We start from the raw sequence: 12,297 nt of genomic DNA, 5'->3' as shown, positions 1-12,297 counted from the left end.
CATGGCCGCCTACCTCATCCGCCGTCTCCTGCTGATGATCCCGACGATCCTCGGGATCATGCTGATCTCCTTCGTGATCGTGCAGTTCGCCCCCGGCGGGCCGGTCGAGCGGGTGCTCGCCCAGCTCCAGGGCCAGAACACCACGATGTCCCGGGTCACCGGCGGCGGCGGCGACCTCGCCGGGCGCGGCGGCACGTCCCAGGCCGGGGGAGGGGACTCGAATTCCCGCTACCGCGGCGCGCAAGGCCTCGACCCGGCCTTCATCAAGCGCCTGGAGCAGCAATTCGGCTTCGACAAGCCGGCGCCCGAGCGCTTCCTGAAGATGCTGTGGGACTATGCCCGGTTCGATTTCGGCAAAAGCTACTTTCGCGACGTGTCGGTGCTGCAGCTGATCCGCGAGAAGCTGCCGGTCTCGATCAGCTTAGGGCTCTGGATGACGCTGATCTCCTACGCGATCTCGATCCCGCTCGGCATCCGCAAGGCGGTGCGCGACGGCTCGCCGTTCGACGTCTGGACGTCGGGAATCGTCATCGTCGGCTACGCGATCCCCGGCTTCCTGTTCGCGATCCTGCTGATCGTGCTCTTCGCCGGCGGCTCGTTCTGGCAGATCTTCCCGCTGCGCGGCCTCACCAGCGAGGGCTGGTCGCAGTTCCCGCTCTGGCACAAGGTGACGGACTATCTCTGGCACATCACCCTGCCGATCATCGCCATGGCGATCGGCGCCTTCGCGACCTCGACCCTGCTCACCAAGAACTCGTTCCTCGACGAGATCCGCAAGCAATACGTGCTGACCGCCCGGATGAAGGGCCTGTCCGAGCGCCAGGTCCTCTACGGCCACGTCTTCCGCAACGCGATGCTGATCGTGGTGGCGGGCTTTCCCGGCGCCTTCATCTCGGCGTTCTTCGCCGGGTCGCTGCTGATCGAGACGATCTTCAGCCTGGACGGGCTCGGCCTGCTGTCGTTCGAGTCGATCGTCAACCGCGACTACCCGGTGGTGTTCGCGAACCTCTACATCTTCTCGCTGCTCGGCCTGGTGGTGAACCTGATCTCCGACCTGACCTACAGCTGGATCGACCCGCGGATCGACTTCGAGGCGCGGGCGGCCTGAGTCGAGGCGCGCCGCCCGGAACCCTTCCCCTCTGCGGGCTCATGCTCTCGCGCCTTCGCATCGACACGTCGATGCGAAGGCGTCCGGCGTATCAGCGCCGGTCACGCCCGCAAGGTCGCGCTTTCCTCGCGCCGGCGCGAAGGCAATGCGGCAAAATCAAAGACCTAGAGCCGCGTCCGATTGCAACGTGATCGGGCGCGGCTCTAGCCCGCGGAGGGAGGAGGGTTCGGGCGCTCGACCTCGATCGGTCTCACCCCGGGCCCCGCCAGCAGCCGGTCGCTCTCGTCCTTGAGCGCGACGCCGGTCACCTGCCGGGTCAGCGCTTGGTCGATCAGCCAGTGCAGCTTGAACGCCGCGAGCTCGGGCTTGAGACCCGCCGCCCGCACGTTCGACAGGCAGTTGCGCTCGGCATCCGTCCGGCCGGGGCGCGGGGCGAAGGTGAGGTAGATCCCGAGGCTGTCGGGCGAGGACAGGCCGGGCCGCTCGCCGATCAGCACCGCGACGGCGCGGGCCCTGAGCAGCGACCCGGCCGCGTCGCCGAGGGCCACCCGGCCTTGCGTCGCCACCACCACCGGCGCGAGGCGCCAGCCGGAGCCGGCAAGCGCGCCCTTCAGCGCCGCGAGCACAGGCACCGCGCCCTCGTGGACCGCCCGGGCCGAGAGCCCGTCGGCCACCACGAGCGCGAGGTCGACCGGCGCGTCGGCGGCGGCCGCCAGCGCCGCGGCCGAGGCCTCGTCGAGCCGGCGCCCGAGATCGGGCCGGCGCAGGTAGGTCGCCCGGTCGGGCGCCGCGGAGGCCGCGACCAGGGTCGCGAAGCCGAGCGCCGCGATGCGGTCGCGCACCGCCTCCACGTCGAGCGGGAGATGCACCGCGTCGCGGGCCTGGGCATGGGCGAGGCCGAAGCGCAGGACCTCGTGGGTCGGCAGGCCGGATCCGGCGCGGCCGAGGGCGATGCGAGCCGGGGTCAGTGCGGCGAGGCGGCGCCACGTCGCGGCGGGATCGGCCGCGGCGGGATCGTCGTCCCGGCTCATGCGGCGCGTCCCGCGAGGAGCGGCGCCCCGTCGCCGGGCAGGAGGGCGCCCGCGGCATCGGTCAGCCCGATCCGGGCGAGCCACTCGGCGAATTCCGGCGCCCGCCCCAGCCCCATCACCTCGCGCAGGTAGAGCTGGTCGTGGAACGAGGTCGACTGGTAGTTCAGCATCACGTCGTCGGCCCCCGGCACGCCCATGACGTAGGTCACGCCGGCGGCGCCGAGCAGCGTCAGCAGCGTGTCCATGTCGTCCTGGTCGGCCTCGGCGTGGTTGGTGTAGCAGACGTCGACGCCGAGCGGCACGCCCATCAGCTTGCCGCAGAAATGATCCTCGAGCCCGGCCCGGATGATCTCCTTGCCGTCGTAGAGGTATTCCGGCCCGATGAAGCCCACCACCGTGTTGACGAGGAGCGGCCGGAAGGCGCGCGCCACCGCGTAGGCCCGGGCCTCCAGCGTCTGCTGGTCGATGCCGTGATGGGCGTCGGCCGAGAGCGCCGAGCCCTGGCCGGTCTCGAAATACATCACGTTGTCGCCGAGCGTCCCGCGCTTCAGGGCGAGCGCCGCCTCGTGCGCCTCCCGCAGGAGCGGCAGGGTGACGCCGAACGAGGCATTGGCGCCTTGCGTTCCGGCGATCGACTGGAACACGAGGTCGACCGGCACGCCGCGGTTCAACGCCTCCAGCGTCGTGGTGACGTGGGTGAGCACGCAGCCTTGCGTCGGGATCGCGTAGCGGTCGATCATCTCGGCCAGGAGGTGCAGCAGGCCGGTCAGCCCCTGCACCGAATCCGAGGCCGGGTTGATGCCGATGCAGGCATCGCCGCAGCCATAGGCCAGGCCGTCGAGGATCGCCGCCGTGATCCCGGCGGGGTCGTCGCTCGGATGGTTGGGCTGGAGGCGCACCGCCAGCGTGCCGGGCAGCCCGATCGTGTTGCGCAGGCGCGTGATCACCCGGGCCTTGCGGGCGACCAGGATCAGGTCCTGGTTGCGCATGATCTTCGACACCGCGGCGGCGATCTCCGGCGTCACGCCGGGGGCGATCGCCGCCAGGGTCCCGGACGGGGCGGTGAGCAGGAACTCGCGGAAATCGCCGACCGTCAGATGGGCGATGGACGCGAAGGCGGCGCCGTCGTGGCCGTCGAGGATCAGCCGGGTGACGTCGTCGGCCTCGTAGGGGATCAGCGGCCGGGCCAGGATCTCGGCAAGGGGGACCTCGGCGAGGCACCAGCGCGCCGCGACGCATTCCTCGGCGCTGCCCGCCGCCAGCCCGGCGAGCCGGTCGCCCGAGCGGGGCGGGCTCGCCTTCGCCATCAGCTCGGCGAGATCGGCGAAGGCGAATGTCCGGGGTCCGACGACGTGCCGATAGCTCATGAGCGGATCGCACCTGTGGGCCTTGCGAGGAGCCGCGAGCCTAGAGCAGCGCCCGATCGCCTTGCAACCGGACGCCGCTCCAGGTCTCTGATCCTGCCGCATCGTCTTCGCCGAACCGGTATCCGCTTTGCCGGAAAATGCTCTGGCCCCGGCCGGCCGCGGCGTCAGAAGGCGTCGGCGCCTCGCGCATCGGACCGTCGGTTGCTTTCGTCTGCCGCTACGGCAACCACGGGTGTCGATCCCGGCTTGAGGCCGTTGCCGCCGCCGGGCTAGGGTGACGTAGCAGCAACGCCGATTCGGCTCGTGCGGGAGCCGCGCGACGGCGGCCCGGACTTTGCGTGGGACCGGTTAGCCTGCGTTAAGGCGCGGGGCGGCCGGTCCGGCAAGACCGGAGCGAGCAGGGAGGACGCACCGTGCACCGCTACTTCTTCGACCTCGATGCCGGAACCTGGGACGCCCGCGACGCGATCGGGGTGGTGCTCTCCGATGCGGGCGCCGCGCATGCCGAGGCCGTCCAGGCCCTGCGCTCCTGCGCCCTCGACCTCGCCCGCTCGGCCGGTGCGATCCTCGCCATGAACGTCCGCGACGAGACCGGGCGGACGCTGTTCCGGGTGTCGCTGGCCGCACAGTGAGAGGGAATGGCGGGGGTGTCGGTCGCCCGTCACCCCTGATCCCAATTCTCGGCGATCATCCGGTCGACGACGAGCGCCAATGCCGGAAGATGCTCCGTCATGATGTTCCACAGCACGAGCGGATCGACGGCATAATACTCATGCCGCAGGATGTTGCCGATGCCGCGGATATCCGCCCAAGGCGGACCGGGGTAACGATCCGTCATCTCGTTCGGCACGGCCTTGACGGCTTCGGAGATGATCAGGATTGCGTGCTCGGCGGTTCGCCGCAGGATGTAGGAATCCATGAAGTCGTCACGGCCGATTCCCGCAGCGGCCTCCGTGAGGGCATGAATTTCGTCGCGGACATGCTCCAGGCGCAGCAGCGGGTTCCGGCTCGGCGCCATCAGAAGACCCGAACCGCCTCGCGGTCGACCTGGGCCCTGATATGTCCCGAGAGGCCGGCGCGCGTGGAGTAGCCGATGCTGAGGCCCGGAAAGGCCGCACTCAGCCTGTCGTAGACGCCCATGTAGTTGCGCAGGTCGTAGAAGGCATCGCTGCCGGGTTCGACCAGGATATCGAGGTCGGAATCCGGCCTCGCCTCGTCGCGGGCGACCGAGCCGTAGATGGACAGGCTGCCGACACCGAGCGCCCGCAGGTCGGGCTCGATCGCCTTCAGGTGGGCAAGGGCTTCGTCGCGGTCCATCGATCGTCCAGAGATCGCGTTCGCTCCAGGGGAGCGGACACGAATCTATCAGGCCTGGACCAGGCCTTCCATGGGATCATCGGCCTCAGATCATCGGCTTGCCGCCGGTCACCGCCACCGTGGCGCCGGAGACGTAGCTCGCCTCCTCGCTCGCCAGCATCACGTAGACGGGCGCGAGCTCGACCGGCTGACCGGGGCGCTTCATCGGCACCTGGGAGCCGAACTGGCGCACCTTCTCCTCGGGCATGGTCGAGGGGATCAGCGGCGTCCAGACCGGGCCGGGGGCGACGCAGTTCACCCGGATCTCCTTCTCGGCGAGCAGCTGCGCCAGGCCGCCGGTGAAGTTCTGGATCGCCCCCTTGGTGGTGGCGTAGGCCAGCAGCTGCGGGCTCGGCGCGTCGGCATTGATCGACGTCGTGTTGATGATCGCCGAGCCCGGCCGCATGTGCGGCACCGCCGCCTTGGTCAGGTAGAACATCGCGTGGATGTTGGTGCGGAAGGTGACATCCCACTCCTCGTCGCTCATCTCGTCGATCGACTGCACGGTGGCCTGGTGGGCGGCGTTGTTGACGAGCACGTCGACCCGCCCGAATGCCGCCACCGTCTTCTCGACGATGGCGCGGCAATGGGCCGGGTCCTTGATGTCGCCGGGCACCAGCACCGCCTTGCGGCCGGCGGATTCGACCAGCGTCGCGATCTCGCGGGCGTCGTCGTGCTCGTCGTAATAGGCGATCAGCACGTCGGCGCCCTCGCGGGCGAAGGCGAGCGCCACCGCCTTGCCGATGCCGCTGTCGCCCCCGGTGACGATCGCCTTGCGGTCGGCGAGCCGTCCCGAGCCCTTGTAGCGGGTCTCACCGTAATCGGGCCGCGGATCCATGTCGGCGTCGCGGCCGGGCATCGGGATCGGCTTCTGGCGCGCGAAGGGCGGCTTGGGGAAATCGGTCATGGGACATCCGGCTCCGGGTTGCAGGGGCGGCGATCAGAACCGGCCGCCGCCGAAGGGCCGGCAGCGGCCGTCGGCGATCTTGAAGTTCGGAGGGTCGCAGGGGACGTGATCGGCCTCGCACCAGCGCTGGCAGGCCTGCGGGCCGGTGCGGGGGACGATGTCCCGGACATCCCGCCCGCCGCGCAGCGCGCCGGTGGCATCGGGATCGGGGAACGGGCCGCCCTGCGCCAGGACGGGGGCCGCGAGGATCAGGGGAGCGAGCGCCGGCAGGACGCGAAGGAGCGGCACGGAGGATCTCCGACGAGGGAGGGCACCGCCGCGACGGGCGGGCCGCGATGTCCGACCAACCGGTGGGGAGTATCCCTGTTCCCGGCGAATTGCCTGCCACTTCCGCGAGCAGGCTGCCCATCGGGCAACCAAGTCGGGGGAACGGCGTTTCCGGTGTCCTTAAAGGTACCCTCGGAGACCACGATGCTGACGCGCTTCCTCGCTACCGCCGGCGCCCTCGCCCTGACCACTGGTCTCGCCCTCGCCCAGACCACCGCCCCGACCGCGCCGACCGCGCCCGGCACGGCTCCGGCCACGACCGCCCCGGCGACGGCCGACATGAAGGACATGAAGGAGTTCCAGGCCGCCAAGCTGACCAAGATCAGCCTCGCCCAGGCGATCGCCACCGCCGAGCAGCAGGGCGACAAGGGCCGCGCCATCGACGCCGACTTCGAGAAGGCGGACAGCAAGAACCCGACCCACTGGTCGATCAAGGTGGTCTATCCGGACGGCAAGCTGGTCGAGTACGGCATCAACGCCGATACGGGCGCGCTGTACAAGACCGAGAACCAGCCGTTCGAGCGCTACTTCACCCGCCTGAAGGTCGCCGACTTCAGCAACGCGAAGGTCTCGCTGAAGGACGCCTTGGCGATCGCCGAGAAGCAGGCTGGCGGCGGCAAGGCCTACGAGGCCGAGGTCGAGCGCGAGGGCTCGGCGGTCGCCTACGAGATCAAGGTGGCGCTGGCCGACAGCGAGAAGGAAGTGAAGGTCGGGCCGGACGGCCAGGTGATGAAGGATAAGTAGTTCAGGAACGAGGCACCCTTCCCCTCTCCCGCCGGAGAGGGGAAAACCTATTTGTTATCTGTTCCATGAGCTGAATGTTCGACACGTCGTCCTGGGGCTTGCCGCAGGCAAGAACCCGGGATGACGCCGAGGGGTGGACGCTCCGTAACCCGACGAGACAGTCTCTCAGGCAGAGCCGCCGACCACGCTCCCGCCCGTCTCCGCCAGGGCACCCTCGCGCAGTTCCAGGCCCAGGAACCGCCCCGGATCGACCGGGCCCGGCAGAGTGAGCTTGCGCGGCGGCAGCACCCGGAAGCCGAAGCGGGCGTAGTAGGGCGCATCGCCGACCAGGATGACGAGGCCGTGGCCGCCGGCGCGGGCGGCGTCGAGGGAGGCGCGCATCAGGGCGCCGCCGATGCCGCGGCTGCCGAAGGCCGGATCGACCGTGAGCGGACCCAGCACCAGGAGCGGGGTCGCGCCCGCCCGGGCCGGCGAGACCCGGATCGAGCCGACCAGCAGCGTGCCGACGAGCGCCGTGAACGAGAGATCGGGCAGGTGACGCACGCCCTCGCGCAACCGGAAGGCGGTGCGGGCGTAGCGGCCGGGGCCGAAGGCGCGCTCGTGCAGGCGCTCGATGGCGTCGTTGTCGCGCGAGGTTTCGGGCCGGATGACGAGGGGAAGCGTGGTCACGGGCAGACTCGGGGCAGGCGTCGGGATATGGGGCGGATCGGTCAGCCGATCCGTCGTCGCGCCTCTGCCCTCGGGGTCATCGTCGTCCGCTCCCGGCGGGCGGCGCCCGCATGTCGTGTCGAGCGGGCACGACCGCCCGCGGGGGCGCCATAGCAGCGCCCGGGTGTGAGTGCAAACCTCAGGACGCATCCTGGCACGCGGCTCGCATCGTCCGGGCCTGCAAGCGCTTGCGTCGGGGCACGCCTTGCGGGACAGCTAGGCGCGTGAAGGCCGCGAACGGCCGAAGGGGGACAACGCCGCAATGAGACTCCGATCCGCTCTCGCCCTCCTCCTCTCCCTCGCCCTCGGCACCGCCGGGGCGGCCCGGGCCGACGACACGGTGCCGGAGACGGTGAGGATCGCCACCGAGGGCGCCTATGCGCCGTACAACTTCACCAAGCCGGACGGCACCCTCGACGGCTACGAGATCGAGCTCGGCCGCGAGATCTGCGCCCGCGCCAAGCTGAAATGCGAGTTCGTGGCCCAGGACTGGGACGGCGTGGTGCCGGGCCTCAACGCCAGGAAGTTCGACGCCATCATGTCGGGCATGACCATCACCGACGCGCGGCTGAAGGTGGTGGACTTCACCAAGCCCTATAGTGGCGATTCCTCGGGCTTCGCCGTCGACCGCAACGGGCCGCTGGCCAAGCTGCCGCTCGGCGGCGAGAAGTTCAGCCTGGCGAACGAGGCCGAGGCGCAGAAGGCGCTCGACGCGATCAAGCCGCTCCTGAAGGGCAAGACCGTCGGCGTGCAGGTCTCGACCATCCACGCCGGCTTCATGGACAAGTACCTCAAGGGCATCGTCGAGGTGCGCGAGTACAAGACCACCGAGCAGCACGACCTCGACCTCGCCGCCGGCCGCATCGACGCGATCTTCGCCAACGACGCGCCCCTGCGGGCGACCGCCGAGAAGCCGGAATTCGCCGGCACGGTGATGCTGGCGGGTCCCCGCTTCCGCGGCGGCATCCTCGGCCGCGGCGTGGCGATGGGCCTGCGCAAGGGCGAGGCGAAGCTGAAGGCGCGGCTCGACGAGGGCATCGACTCGGTGATCGCCGACGGCACCCTGAAGAAGCTGTCGCTCAAGTGGTTCAAGGCCGACCTGACCCCGCAGAGCTGACGGCCCGACGTCGCGACGAGAGCCCGGAACCAGGGACGGTACCCGCGTGAGCGCCTTCACCCTTCTCGGCTTCGGGCCCGGCGGCTGGGGCGGCGCGCTGCTGCTCGCCGCCGGCACCACCCTGGCCCTCGCCCTGTGCGGCTTCCTCGTCGGGGCGGTGCTCGGCGGCCTCGCGGCGAGCGCCAAGCTCTCCGGCCTCCTGCCCCTGCGGGCGCTCGCCGACGGCTACACCACGCTGCTGCGCGGCGTGCCGGACCTGCTCGTCATCTACCTCCTGTATTTCGGCGGCAGCGCGGCGCTGGGCAGCATCGCCGGGCTGTTCGGCGTCACCGGCTTCGTCGGGGTGCCGGCCTTCGGGGTCGGCGTCGCGGCGCTCGGCATCATCTCGGGCGCCTACCAGGCCGAGGTGTTCCGCGGCGCCTACCTCGCCCTCGACCGCGGGCAGATCGAGGCGGCCCGCGCCGTCGGCATGCATCGCGGCCTGATCCTGCGCCGGGTCGTGGCGCCGCTCGTCGCCCGCGACGCGCTCCCCGGCCTCGGCAACGTCTGGCAGATCCTGCTCAAGGACTCGGCGCTGGTCTCGGTCACGGGCCTCGTCGAGCTGCTGCGCCAGGCCCAGGTCGGCGCCGGCTCGACCCGCCAGCCCTTCACCTTCTACCTCGCGGCCGCGGCGCTCTACCTCGCCATCACCTCGCTCTCGACCTGGGGCTTCTCCCGGGCCGAGGCCCATGCCCGGCGGGGCACCCGATGATCGATCCCGACTTCCTCGCATCCACCGTGCGGTCGCTGCTCGGCGGCCTGCCGCTGACCCTGAGCCTCACCGCCGGCTCGGTGGCCCTGGGCGGCGTGCTCGCGGCGCTCGCGGCCTGGGGCCGGCTCTCCGGCCTCGCGCCGGCCGGCTGGCTCGCCCGCCTCTACGTCTTCGTGTTCCGCGGCACGCCGCTCCTGGTGCAGATCTTCCTGATCTATTACGGGCTGGGCCAGTTCCGGCCGACGCTGCAGGCCTGGGGCCTGTGGACCGTCTTCCGCGAGCCGTACTGGTGCGCGCTCCTGGCGCTCGCCCTCAATACCGGCGCCTACACGGCGGAGATTTTTCGGGGCGCGGTCCTGTCGGTGCCGCACGGGGCGCTGGTGGCGGGCCGGGCCTGCGGCATGAGCCGGAGCCTGCTGTTTCGCCGCGTCACCCTGCCGCTCGCCACCCGCCAGGCCCTGCCGGCCTACGGCAACGAGGTGATCTCGGTCGTCAAGGCGACCTCGCTCGCCTCCACGATCACCCTGATGGAGATCACCGGGATCGCCCAGAAGCTGATCGCCCAGAGCTTCCGGGCGCTCGAGGTCTTCGTCTGCGCCGGCGCGTTCTACCTCGCCCTCACCTTCGTGATCATCGGCGCCCTGCGGGCCGCCGAGGCCTGGCTCTCGCCCGACCTGCGCCCGCGCCCGGTGGCCCGCCCCGCCTGATTTCCGGACACCGCCATGCTCGCCCCATCCCCCACCCGCCCCGAGGCCGTCGCGGTCCGCGACCTGCACAAGCATTTCGGCCGCCTCGAGGTGCTGCGCGGCGTCTCGCTCTCGGCGCGCGAGGGCGAGGTGGTGGCGATCCTCGGCTCGTCCGGCTCCGGCAAGTCGACGCTTCTGCGCTGCATCAACCTCCTGGAGGTGCCGGAGGCCGGCGAGGTCGTGGTCGGCGACGAGGCGGTGGCCTGGCGCGAGCGCCGCGGCGGGCGGGTGCCGGCGGATGCCGGGCAGGTCGACCGCATCCGCGCCCGGGTCGGCATGGTGTTCCAGAGCTTCAACCTCTGGTCCCACCGCACGGTGCTGGAGAACGTGATCGAGGCGCCGGTCCACGTGCTGGGGCGCAGGAAGGCCGAGTGCATCGCCGAGGCCGAGGGGCTGCTCGCCAAGGTCGGCATCGCCGACAAGCGCGACCACTACCCGGCCCACCTCTCCGGCGGCCAGCAGCAGCGCGCCGCCATCGCCCGGGCGCTCGCCATGCACCCGCGGGTGCTGCTCTTCGACGAGCCGACCTCCGCCCTCGACCCCGAGCGCGTCGCCGAGGTCTTGAGGGTGATGCGGGCGCTCGCCGAGGAGGGGCGCACCATGCTGGTCGTCACCCACGAGATGGCGTTTGCCCGCGACGTCGCCCACCGGGTGGTCTTCCTGCACGAGGGCAGGATCCTGGAGGACGGACCGTCCGAGCAGGTCTTCACCGCGCCGCGCTCGGAGCGGTTCCGGCAGTTCCTGGCGCGGGGGGAGTGAGGCCGAATTACGGGCCTACGCTCAGGATCTCCTGCACCACCTGGGGGCGCTTCTCGACCAAGGCCAGCAGCACCCGGGCCGGTCCCTCCGGTCGGCGGCGTTTCTGCTCCCAGTTGCGCAGGGTGTGGAGCGACACGCCGATGGTTGCGGCGAAGGCCGGTTGCGCGAGGCCGGTCCGGTTTCGGATCCCGGCAACGTCCAGGTCCTCCGGCACGTGGACGACGGTCCCGGCAGGAGGACTCCCATCCATGTAGGCCAGGGCGCTTCGGGCGCCACCCATGATGCGCGTAAAGCTATCGGTCACCGAGGAGCATCCTTCTGGCAAATCGATCCGACATCACGACCGCCTGCGACGGTGTGCTGCCTTGATCGCGGTAGCGATCTTCTTGAACTCGGCAACTTCGACGTCTGAGAAGTTTTCACGGTCTCCTTTACTGAGGACGGCGACCAGGAAGACCGGGGTTCCCTCGTCGAGGTAGATCGAGACCACGCGATATCCACCGGACTTGCCTTTGCCGCGGCCCGCAATGCGTCCTTTGCGAAAGCCGCCGGATCCCTGGATCTCCTCGCCGTAGCCGGGCAGCTCGGCGTAGGTGTCGACAGCGCGGCGGCGATCCGCTTCGTTCATGCCAGCGCGTTTGGCGTCCGCGAGATAGTCGGGTGTCTCGACGACGGTGTGGAGCGGCTTCGACACAGCCGCAACATAAGCCATTGGACGACATCGTTCAATGGCTTATGGAGTTGCCTCGGGTGGCCACCTTGTGCGGATCGCCGCCCGAACGCTCGCGCTCCGGGCCGGCGCCGGGAGGCACCGCCCCTCACCCCCGCGTCATCACCACATCGAGCTGCGGCTTCTGGGCGATCGTCTGGAACACCACGCAGTAGCGCTCGGTCAGCTTCAGGAGCTGGTCCAGCTTCTCCTGCGGCGCGTCGCTGTCGACCTCGAAGCTCATCCGGATCGCCCGGAAGCCGACCGGCGCGCCCTTGTCGACGCCGAGCGTGCCGCGGAAATCGAGGTCGCCTTCCGCCTTCACCACGCCCTTGCGCAACGGGATCTCGAGGGCGGTCGCCACCGCCTTCAGGGTCACGCCGGCGCAGGCGACGAGGGCCTCGAGCAGCATGTCGCCGGAGCAGAGCTCGGCGCCCGAGCCGCCGCTCGCCGGGTGGAGGCCGGCCACCGCCAGCGCCCGGCCGGTCTCGACCTTGCAGGCGATGCCGCCGTCGTCGAGCGACCCTTGCGCCTTCAGGGTGATGACCGCCGCGTCCGGATCGGTGCGGTAGCGATCCTTGATCGGGGCCTGGAGCGAGCGCAGTTCGGTGGCGTCCATCGGGTGTCCTCCCTGTTTATGGCGAACGGCTTAGCATCCCGTCCCGGT

At 70.5% G+C, this 12,297-nt stretch carries 17 protein-coding genes; 7 read left to right on the top strand and 10 right to left on the bottom strand.

The window, feature by feature from the left end; genetic code table 11:
- Position 1: 1 nt before the first annotated feature.
- Positions 2–1,108 carry a microcin C ABC transporter permease YejB gene (locus A5481_RS21695; protein ID WP_048433329.1) on the top strand — a complete coding sequence of 369 codons (1,107 nt, stop codon included), beginning with the start codon at positions 2–4 and terminating at the stop codon, positions 1,106–1,108.
- 203 nt (positions 1,109–1,311) lie between these two features.
- On the opposite strand, the gene eutC is transcribed toward A5481_RS21695, so the two are convergent.
- Together eutC and A5481_RS21685 are read right to left on the bottom strand one after the other, a co-directional pair.
- Positions 1,312–2,139: an ethanolamine ammonia-lyase subunit EutC gene (gene eutC / locus A5481_RS21690; RefSeq protein ID WP_048433328.1), complete on the bottom strand. Its 828-nt coding sequence runs from the start codon at positions 2,137–2,139 to the stop codon at positions 1,312–1,314.
- Positions 2,136–3,506, bottom strand: a complete 1,371-nt coding sequence (locus tag A5481_RS21685; RefSeq protein ID WP_048433327.1) for an ethanolamine ammonia-lyase subunit EutB — start codon at positions 3,504–3,506, stop codon at positions 2,136–2,138. Before A5481_RS21685 ends, eutC begins: the two co-directional genes overlap by 4 nt.
- Positions 3,507–3,919: 413 nt before the next feature.
- Here A5481_RS21685 and A5481_RS21680 point away from each other — a divergent pair, with 413 nt between their 5' ends.
- Positions 3,920–4,138 (top strand): DUF6894 family protein, encoded by a 219-nt coding sequence (locus A5481_RS21680; protein WP_048433326.1) that lies wholly within the window; start codon positions 3,920–3,922, stop codon positions 4,136–4,138.
- 29 nt (positions 4,139–4,167) lie between these two features.
- Here the strand turns inward: A5481_RS21680 and A5481_RS21675 are convergent, their stop codons facing one another.
- The 4 genes from A5481_RS21675 to A5481_RS21660 all read right to left on the bottom strand — a co-directional run bounded on the left by A5481_RS21675 (position 4,168) and on the right by A5481_RS21660 (position 6,057).
- Positions 4,168–4,524: a HepT-like ribonuclease domain-containing protein gene (locus tag A5481_RS21675; RefSeq protein WP_053082319.1), complete on the bottom strand. Its 357-nt coding sequence runs from the start codon at positions 4,522–4,524 to the stop codon at positions 4,168–4,170.
- A complete protein-coding gene (locus A5481_RS21670; protein ID WP_048433325.1) occupies positions 4,524–4,823 on the bottom strand; it encodes a nucleotidyltransferase family protein in 300 nt (99 codons plus the stop codon). The genes A5481_RS21675 and A5481_RS21670 overlap by 1 nt, the downstream gene beginning before the upstream one ends.
- Positions 4,824–4,908: 85 nt before the next feature.
- Positions 4,909–5,769 carry an SDR family oxidoreductase gene (locus A5481_RS21665; protein WP_048433324.1) on the bottom strand — a complete coding sequence of 287 codons (861 nt, stop codon included), beginning with the start codon at positions 5,767–5,769 and terminating at the stop codon, positions 4,909–4,911.
- 33 nt (positions 5,770–5,802) lie between these two features.
- Positions 5,803–6,057, bottom strand: coding sequence for a hypothetical protein (locus A5481_RS21660; protein ID WP_048433323.1), 255 nt, complete (start codon positions 6,055–6,057; stop codon positions 5,803–5,805).
- Between the two features lie 183 nt (positions 6,058–6,240).
- On the opposite strand from A5481_RS21660, the gene A5481_RS21655 reads away from it, so the two are divergent.
- Positions 6,241–6,840: a PepSY domain-containing protein gene (locus A5481_RS21655; RefSeq protein ID WP_048433322.1), complete on the top strand. Its 600-nt coding sequence runs from the start codon at positions 6,241–6,243 to the stop codon at positions 6,838–6,840.
- A gap of 165 nt (positions 6,841–7,005) precedes the next feature.
- Here A5481_RS21655 and A5481_RS21650 read toward each other — a convergent pair whose 3' ends face one another.
- Positions 7,006–7,509 (bottom strand): GNAT family N-acetyltransferase, encoded by a 504-nt coding sequence (locus A5481_RS21650; RefSeq protein ID WP_048433321.1) that lies wholly within the window; start codon positions 7,507–7,509, stop codon positions 7,006–7,008.
- A 301-nt stretch (positions 7,510–7,810) separates the two neighbouring features.
- On the opposite strand from A5481_RS21650, the gene A5481_RS21645 reads away from it, so the two are divergent.
- The 4 genes from A5481_RS21645 to A5481_RS21630 are packed head-to-tail and all read left to right on the top strand — an operon-like array spanning position 7,811 to position 10,921.
- Positions 7,811–8,665 carry a transporter substrate-binding domain-containing protein gene (locus tag A5481_RS21645; RefSeq protein WP_048433320.1) on the top strand — a complete coding sequence of 285 codons (855 nt, stop codon included), beginning with the start codon at positions 7,811–7,813 and terminating at the stop codon, positions 8,663–8,665.
- A 46-nt stretch (positions 8,666–8,711) separates the two neighbouring features.
- Entirely contained in the window at positions 8,712–9,416 is a 705-nt protein-coding gene (locus A5481_RS21640) for an ABC transporter permease (RefSeq protein ID WP_048433319.1), read from the top strand.
- Positions 9,413–10,123 carry an ABC transporter permease gene (locus A5481_RS21635; RefSeq protein WP_064504290.1) on the top strand — a complete coding sequence of 237 codons (711 nt, stop codon included), beginning with the start codon at positions 9,413–9,415 and terminating at the stop codon, positions 10,121–10,123. Before A5481_RS21640 ends, A5481_RS21635 begins: the two co-directional genes overlap by 4 nt.
- A gap of 15 nt (positions 10,124–10,138) precedes the next feature.
- A complete protein-coding gene (locus A5481_RS21630; RefSeq protein WP_064504289.1) occupies positions 10,139–10,921 on the top strand; it encodes an ABC transporter ATP-binding protein in 783 nt (260 codons plus the stop codon).
- Between the two features lie 7 nt (positions 10,922–10,928).
- On the opposite strand, the gene A5481_RS21625 is transcribed toward A5481_RS21630, so the two are convergent.
- The 3 genes from A5481_RS21625 to A5481_RS21615 form a co-directional block, all read right to left on the bottom strand.
- Entirely contained in the window at positions 10,929–11,225 is a 297-nt protein-coding gene (locus tag A5481_RS21625) for a helix-turn-helix domain-containing protein (RefSeq protein WP_197514220.1), read from the bottom strand.
- A 33-nt stretch (positions 11,226–11,258) separates the two neighbouring features.
- On the bottom strand, positions 11,259–11,633 hold the full coding sequence (locus tag A5481_RS21620) for a type II toxin-antitoxin system RelE/ParE family toxin (RefSeq protein ID WP_048437212.1): 375 nt from the start codon (positions 11,631–11,633) through the stop codon (positions 11,259–11,261).
- Between the two features lie 106 nt (positions 11,634–11,739).
- The gene (locus tag A5481_RS21615) at positions 11,740–12,249 is read right to left on the bottom strand and encodes an OsmC family protein (protein WP_048437211.1); all 510 of its coding nucleotides are present in this window, start codon (positions 12,247–12,249) and stop codon (positions 11,740–11,742) included.
- Between the last annotated feature and the right edge of the window lie 48 nt (positions 12,250–12,297).

Source organism: Methylobacterium platani (assembly GCF_001653715.1).
Lineage (GTDB): Bacteria > Pseudomonadota > Alphaproteobacteria > Rhizobiales > Beijerinckiaceae > Methylobacterium > Methylobacterium platani.
The sequence above is the reverse complement of the archived record's forward strand: the minus strand, read 5'-3'. Positions and strand labels throughout refer to the sequence as shown.

Excerpts from the sequence above, each read along its gene's own strand:
- A5481_RS21695 (WP_048433329.1), top strand. The coding sequence starts at position 2 with ATGGCCGCCTACCTCATCCGCCGTCTCCTGCTGATGATCCCGACGATC.
- eutC (WP_048433328.1), bottom strand. The coding sequence starts at position 2,139 with ATGAGCCGGGACGACGATCCCGCCGCGGCCGATCCCGCCGCGACGTGG.
- A5481_RS21685 (WP_048433327.1), bottom strand. The coding sequence starts at position 3,506 with ATGAGCTATCGGCACGTCGTCGGACCCCGGACATTCGCCTTCGCCGAT.
- A5481_RS21675 (WP_053082319.1), bottom strand. The coding sequence starts at position 4,524 with ATGGCGCCGAGCCGGAACCCGCTGCTGCGCCTGGAGCATGTCCGCGAC.
- A5481_RS21670 (WP_048433325.1), bottom strand. The coding sequence starts at position 4,823 with ATGGACCGCGACGAAGCCCTTGCCCACCTGAAGGCGATCGAGCCCGAC.
- A5481_RS21665 (WP_048433324.1), bottom strand. The coding sequence starts at position 5,769 with ATGACCGATTTCCCCAAGCCGCCCTTCGCGCGCCAGAAGCCGATCCCG.
- A5481_RS21655 (WP_048433322.1), top strand. The coding sequence starts at position 6,241 with ATGCTGACGCGCTTCCTCGCTACCGCCGGCGCCCTCGCCCTGACCACT.
- A5481_RS21645 (WP_048433320.1), top strand. The coding sequence starts at position 7,811 with ATGAGACTCCGATCCGCTCTCGCCCTCCTCCTCTCCCTCGCCCTCGGC.
- A5481_RS21635 (WP_064504290.1), top strand. The coding sequence starts at position 9,413 with ATGATCGATCCCGACTTCCTCGCATCCACCGTGCGGTCGCTGCTCGGC.
- A5481_RS21630 (WP_064504289.1), top strand. The coding sequence starts at position 10,139 with ATGCTCGCCCCATCCCCCACCCGCCCCGAGGCCGTCGCGGTCCGCGAC.
- A5481_RS21620 (WP_048437212.1), bottom strand. The coding sequence starts at position 11,633 with ATGGCTTATGTTGCGGCTGTGTCGAAGCCGCTCCACACCGTCGTCGAG.
- A5481_RS21615 (WP_048437211.1), bottom strand. The coding sequence starts at position 12,249 with ATGGACGCCACCGAACTGCGCTCGCTCCAGGCCCCGATCAAGGATCGC.